This window comes from Sphingopyxis sp. (genome assembly GCF_025869345.1).
Lineage (GTDB): Bacteria > Pseudomonadota > Alphaproteobacteria > Sphingomonadales > Sphingomonadaceae > Sphingopyxis.
Genome location: NZ_JAOZVW010000121.1, coordinates 1 through 5,534, shown reverse-complemented (window position 1 = coordinate 5,534; position 5,534 = coordinate 1). Strand labels below are relative to the sequence as shown.

Genomic DNA, 5,534 nt, shown 5'->3' with positions numbered 1-5,534 from the left:
AGAGCGTGCGTCGGCTGACCCCACTCTGGGTTCCCGCTTTCGCGGGAATGACGAATGATGGGGGAAGATCGAGGAATGTCCGCCCCTCTCCCAAAGCCAATGCTCCGAACACACTCAATTCATCGACAAAACAAAACGCTTTGTCGCAACATCATTGAGAACAAAACAGGAACATGGAACGAAGAACGCAAGGAAACCGTCCAATGGACACAGGTTTCGCACATCGAAGCCGGAAGGACAAGATCATGGTTCAGGTCGCCGCTGCTCTCCTCTTTGCCGTCGCCGCCGGGCTCGGCCTGACCGTCATCCTGGCGATGCTGAAGAACAACGAGACGGCCATTCTCTCGGCGCTGATGGGCGAAGGCGCCTTCCCGGCCGGAGCCGCGCCGCAGCCCGGCCCGGCTTCGCGCGTCATCACGCTGCGCCGGTCGCCCGAACGCCGCGACGCGCCGCGCGCCCTTCGCACCGCCGTCCGCGCACCGATCAGCCGCGCCGCCTGATCCTGGCATAGCTGGCGACACCAAAAGGCAGCAGCGTCACATAGAGGGCGCAGACCGCCAGCAAGGTCTGCCACGGCGCGGTGACGAGCGCGGCGCCGAGGAGGCCGACGCCGGCAAGCGCGAACAATCGCCACGACCGGCGAAGGCGGATCGACGACCAGCTATAGGTCGGGATCGCCGAAATCATCAGCATCGCGACGCCGAGCGCCCAGGGCATGACGACATACCATTCGCGGAACAGGTCGTTGCCGGTCGAAAGCCAGAGATAGACGGGAACGAAGGCGAGCCCCGCCCCCGCGGGCGCCGGAATGCCGGTGTTGAAGCCCGCCGACTTGTGCGGCTGGATGTCGGCATCCATGCGCGAGTTGAAGCGCGCGAGGCGCAGCGCGCAGCCGACCGCAAGCGCCAGCGCCGCGGTCCAGCCGAATTTGGGCGCGTCGTCCAGCGACCACAGGAACAGGATCATCGCCGGCGCAACGCCGAAGGCGATGACGTCGGACAGCGAATCGAGCTCGGCGCCGAACTTGCTCTGCGCGCGCAGCAGGCGGGCGATGCGCCCGTCCATCCCGTCGAGCACGCCGGCGAAGATCACCGCGGCGAGCGCTTTCTCCCATTCCTCGCCGATCGCGAAGCGCACCCCGGTCAGCCCGAAGCAGAGCGCGAGCGCGGTGATCGCGTTCGGCGCGAAGGCGCGCAGCGGTATCCCGCCCAGGCGACGCTGTTCGGCGTCGACGCTCGTCTGCGGCGCGTCGGTCATTATTGTCCGATGCCGTCGAGGATTTCGGACGTGCCGATCCGCGCGATCACCGTTTCGCCCGCGAGCGCGCGCTGGCCGAGCAATATCTGCGGCGTGGTTCCGGCGGGCAGATAGACGTCGACGCGGCTGCCGAAACGGATCAGCCCGACGCGCTGCCCGGTCTGAAGCTCGGTTCCCATGCTCACGAAGGGCATGATGCGCCGCGCGACGAGCCCGGCGATCTGGGTGAAGCCGATGCGGACGCCGTCGCCGCGCTCGACGACGAAATGCTGGCGCTCATTCTCCTCGCTCGCCTTGTCGAGGTCGGCGTTGACGAACTTGCCGGGAATATAGACGAGCTTGCGCAGCGTCCCCGCGACCGGGGTGCGGTTGATATGGACGTCGAAGACGCTCATGAAGATCGAGACGCGCAGCATCGGCGCGTCGCCCAGCCCATCGGCGCCCGCGATCTCGGGCGGCGGCGGCACTTCGGCGATCTGCGTCACCAGCCCGTCGGCGGGCGCGATCACCACATCGGCGCCGGTCGGCGTGACGCGCAGCGGATCGCGAAAGAAGGCCGCGACCCAGAGGGTGATGCCGAACGCCAGCCAGCCGGCGATCTCCCACCCCAGCAGCCAGAAACACAGCGTGACGACCCCCGCGATCAGCAGGAATTTGCGGCCTTCCGGGTGGATCGACGGCCAGCGCCATTTGATGCCGCCGCCCGGACGGTTGGAAGAGAGGATAGAGGACATGCCGGTCTTTCTAGAAAGGCGAACGGTCATAGACAATCGAATAAGCCGCCCCGCCGGTTCCACCACGGCCATTGATCAATCGCGCCGCTTTCCCTAAGGCCCGCTGCAACTCCGACTCCCCAAGGAAAAAGGCTGAACGCATGGGCAAGATCAAGGTAGTCAACCCGGTCGTCGAACTCGACGGCGACGAAATGACCCGGATCATCTGGCAATGGATCCGCGAACGGCTGATCCTGCCCTATCTCGACATCGACCTTCATTATTACGACCTCGGCATCGAGGAACGCGACCGCACCGACGACAAGATCACCGTCGAGGCCGCGAACGCGATCAAGAAGCATGGCGTCGGCGTCAAATGCGCGACGATCACCCCCGACGAAGCGCGCGTCGAGGAATTCGGGCTCAAGAAGATGTGGAAGTCGCCGAACGGCACGATCCGCAACATCCTGGGCGGCGTCGTTTTCCGCGAACCGATCGTGATGAAGAATGTCCCGCGTCTCGTCCCCGGCTGGACCGACCCGATCGTCGTCGGCCGTCACGCCTTCGGCGATCAGTATAAGGCGACCGACTTCCGCGTCCCCGGCCCCGGCAAGCTGCGCCTGGTGTTCGAGGGCGAGGACGGCACGCTGATCGACGAGGAGGTGTTCCAGTTCCCCTCGTCGGGCGTCGCGATGGGAATGTATAACCTCGACGATTCGATCCGCGATTTCGCGCGCGCCAGCCTCAACTACGGCATCGCGCGCCAGTGGCCGGTGTATCTGTCGACCAAGAACACGATCCTCAAGGCCTATGACGGCCGCTTCAAGGATCTGTTCGAGGAAGTCTTCATCGACGAGTTCAAGCCGAAGTTCGACGAACTCGGCATCACCTATGAGCACCGCCTGATCGACGACATGGTCGCCTCGGCGCTCAAGTGGAGCGGCAAGTTCGTCTGGGCGTGCAAGAATTACGACGGCGACGTCCAGTCGGACACCGTCGCCCAGGGCTTCGGCTCGCTCGGCCTGATGACCAGCGTGCTGATGACCCCCGACGGCAAGACCGTCGAATCGGAGGCCGCGCACGGCACCGTCACCCGCCATTACCGTATGCACCAGCAGGGCAAGGCGACCTCGACCAACCCGATCGCGTCGATCTTTGCGTGGACCGGCGGGCTCAAGCATCGCGGCAAGCTCGACGGCACGCCCGAGGTGACGAAATTCGCCGACGACCTCGAAAAAATCTGCGTCGCGACGGTCGAAAGCGGCAAGATGACCAAGGACCTCGCGCTGCTGATCGGCCCCGACCAGAACTGGCTGACCACCGAAGGCTTTTTCGAGGCGATCGTCGAGAATCTCGACAAGAAGATGGGCGCCTGACGCCGGCTTCGCGGTAGGGGGATGGTTCTTCACCCCCTCCTCTTCAGAGGAGGGGCAGCGAGACTTGGTCCGGCGCAGCCGGGCCTTAGGCGAGCGGGGTGGTGGCCGAAGACCGGCGCTACCCTGCATTTCTCCACCCCGCTGCGACTAACGAACAAGTTCGTAAGTCTCGCCGGCCCCTCCTCTGAAGAGGAGGGGCTTAGATGACTGCCTCCAGCCGCAACTGCTCCCTGCCCCCCTCCCCACAAGCGTTTCGATTGACAAAGGCGGTAGCCAAGCCCCCGCCGCCTCCCTAAGACCTTTGCATGTCCATCGAAACGGAAGCATCCAGCCTCGGCAACGCTCTGGTCGTGCTGGGAGCAGCGGGGATCGTGATTCCCGCTTTCGCGCGGTTTCGCATCACGCCGGTGATCGGTTTCATTCTCGTCGGCCTGCTCGTCGGGCCGTCGGGGCTCGGCGCGCTCGCGGGCCAATATCCCTGGCTCAAGCATGTCACGATCCGGTCGCCCGAGGATATCGCGCTGTTCGGCGAGTTCGGCATCATCCTGCTGCTGTTCTCGATCGGACTCGAACTGTCGTTCCGGCGCCTGTGGCAATTGCGCAAGCTGGTCTTCGGGGTCGGCGCCGCCGAACTGCTGCTCAGCGGCGCGATCCTCGGCGGCGTCCTCTACATGATCGGAACGCTGTCGCTGCCCGCCGCGCTCGGCCTCGGCACCGCGCTCGCGCTGTCGTCGACCGCGCTGGTGCTGCCGATCGCCGGGACCAAGTCCGCGGTCGGCCAGGCCTCGTTCGCCATGCTGCTGTTCGAGGATCTGGCGATCGTCCCGATCATCTTCGTGCTCGGCGCCTTTGCCCCCAGCACCGCCGGTCACAATGCCGAGCTGCTGCTGACGACGCTGTGGCAGGGGGCGCTCGTCGTCGCGGCGCTCGCGATCGGCGGCTGGTTCCTGCTGCCGCGCATCTTTGCCCAGGCGGCGCGCGCGAAGGACCCCGAACTGTTCCTGGCGGCCAGCCTGCTCGTCGTCATCGTCGCCGCGCTGGCGACCGCGGCGGTCGGCCTGTCGCCGATCGTCGGGGCGCTGCTCGCCGGGCTGATGATCGCCGAGACCGAATATCATGGCGAGGTCGAGGCGATCACCGCGCCCTTCAAGGGGCTGGCGCTCGGGGTGTTCCTGATCAGCGTCGGCATGGGGCTGAACCTCGCGACCATCGCGCGCAACTGGACGGCGCTGGTCGCTGCCGTGGTCGGCGTCGTCGCGGTGAAAGCGATCGTCACCGCGGCGCTGCTGCGCTTTTCGGGCTCGGCGCGGCGCAGCACCGCGGCCGAGGTCGGCCTGCTGATGTCGAGCCCGTCGGAAACGACCTTGATCGTGCTCGCCACCGCGTTCCAGGCGCAGCTCATCAGCCGCGCGACTGCCGAATTCTGGCAGCTCGTCACCGCGATCGGCCTCACGATCACCCCGCTGCTGGCACGGATCGGCCACGACGTCGCGCGGCGGATCGAGATCGGCAACAGCGACGTTGCGGAGGAAGAAGAGGCACCGCCGCGGCGCACCGTCGTCGTCGGCTTCGGCCGCGTCGGCCGCATCGTCGCCGACCTGCTACGCGAGCATGACCGGCCCTATATCGCCGTCGATGCCGATATCGACACGGTGGCGGCGGCGCGGCGCGATGGCTTCGTCGTTCGCTATACCGATGTCGGCCGCCCCGGAAGCCTCAGCAAGCTGGGGATCGAGAATGCCGACGCCGTCGTGCTGACGATGGACGACCCGGTTCAGCAGCTTCGGATGACGCGGCGGCTGCGCCGGAAATATCCCGACCTGCCGATCATCAGCCGCGCGCGCGGCGCAGACCATGCCGCCGCCCTCTATCAAGCGGGGGCGACCGACGCGGTGCCCGAAACGCTCGAAAGCTCGCTGCAACTCGCCGAGGCGGTGCTGATCGACCTCGGCGTCGCGATGGGCCCGGTCATCGCCTCGATCCACGACGTGCGCGCGAAGATGCGCCACGACATCATGACCAAGGGTCACCTCGATCACGAACCGCGGATGCCCAAGCTGCGAACGCCGGGGAGCTAGCGCATGGAGCCTTAAATCTATCCCCCCGTCCCGTTCGTGTCGAGCGAAGTCGAGACACCCATCGACGTAGCGTTACGCTGATGGGTGTCTCGACTTCGCTCGACACGAAC

5 protein-coding genes are annotated in these 5,534 nt (G+C 66.0%); 3 read left to right on the top strand and 2 right to left on the bottom strand.

Annotation, left to right across the window (positions count from 1 at the left end; all coding sequences use genetic code 11):
- The first annotated feature begins 245 nt into the window (after positions 1 to 245).
- A complete protein-coding gene (locus OJI97_RS12755; protein ID WP_297664016.1) occupies positions 246 to 500 on the top strand; it encodes a hypothetical protein in 255 nt (84 codons plus the stop codon).
- Here the strand turns inward: OJI97_RS12755 and OJI97_RS12750 are convergent.
- Both OJI97_RS12750 and OJI97_RS12745 read right to left on the bottom strand, forming a co-directional pair.
- Positions 484 to 1,257 (bottom strand): phosphatidylcholine/phosphatidylserine synthase, encoded by a 774-nt coding sequence (locus OJI97_RS12750; protein ID WP_297664014.1) that lies wholly within the window; start codon positions 1,255 to 1,257, stop codon positions 484 to 486. The genes OJI97_RS12755 and OJI97_RS12750 overlap by 17 nt on opposite strands.
- Positions 1,257 to 1,991 carry a phosphatidylserine decarboxylase gene (locus tag OJI97_RS12745; protein ID WP_297664012.1) on the bottom strand — a complete coding sequence of 245 codons (735 nt, stop codon included), beginning with the start codon at positions 1,989 to 1,991 and terminating at the stop codon, positions 1,257 to 1,259. The genes OJI97_RS12750 and OJI97_RS12745 overlap by 1 nt, the downstream gene beginning before the upstream one ends.
- A gap of 140 nt (positions 1,992 to 2,131) precedes the next feature.
- Here OJI97_RS12745 and OJI97_RS12740 point away from each other — a divergent pair, with 140 nt between their 5' ends.
- Complete coding sequence (locus OJI97_RS12740) at positions 2,132 to 3,346, top strand: NADP-dependent isocitrate dehydrogenase (RefSeq protein WP_297664009.1); 1,215 nt, start codon at positions 2,132 to 2,134, stop codon at positions 3,344 to 3,346.
- Between the two features lie 305 nt (positions 3,347 to 3,651).
- Positions 3,652 to 5,424 carry a cation:proton antiporter gene (locus OJI97_RS12735; protein ID WP_297664007.1) on the top strand — a complete coding sequence of 591 codons (1,773 nt, stop codon included), beginning with the start codon at positions 3,652 to 3,654 and terminating at the stop codon, positions 5,422 to 5,424.
- Positions 5,425 to 5,534 lie beyond the last annotated feature (110 nt).